Below are 299 nucleotides of genomic sequence, written 5' to 3'. Positions count from 1 at the left end.
GGAGCGGGAAACGAGACTCGAACTCGCGACCCCGACCTTGGCAAGGTCGTGCTCTACCAACTGAGCTATTCCCGCTTAATCTTCGTCTTTCGAACCGCTACTGCCTTGGCTGCCTTCACTCACCTTAGTCACTTACTTTTGTAAGCTCCCAAGGATTCGTTCAGTTGCCGCCTTGTCGCAATTCGAAATACTGCGATTGGGTGGTCTGTGCTTTGCAGCACTTTTCAAATTTTGGAGCGGGAAACGAGACTCGAACTCGCGACCCCGACCTTGGCAAGGTCGTGCTCTACCAACTGAGC

1 tRNA gene is annotated in these 299 nt (G+C 53.2%); it reads right to left on the bottom strand.

The window, feature by feature from the left end:
• Window positions 1-2: 2 nt before the first annotated feature.
• Window positions 3-75 (bottom strand) — tRNA-Gly (locus FQ015_RS11795).
• Window positions 76-299 lie beyond the last annotated feature (224 nt).

Source organism: Escherichia sp. HH26CH (assembly GCF_009820205.1).
Lineage (GTDB): Bacteria > Pseudomonadota > Gammaproteobacteria > Enterobacterales > Enterobacteriaceae > Escherichia > Escherichia coli_F.
Note: the sequence above shows the minus strand (reverse complement) of the source record. Positions and strands in the feature narration are given on the sequence as shown.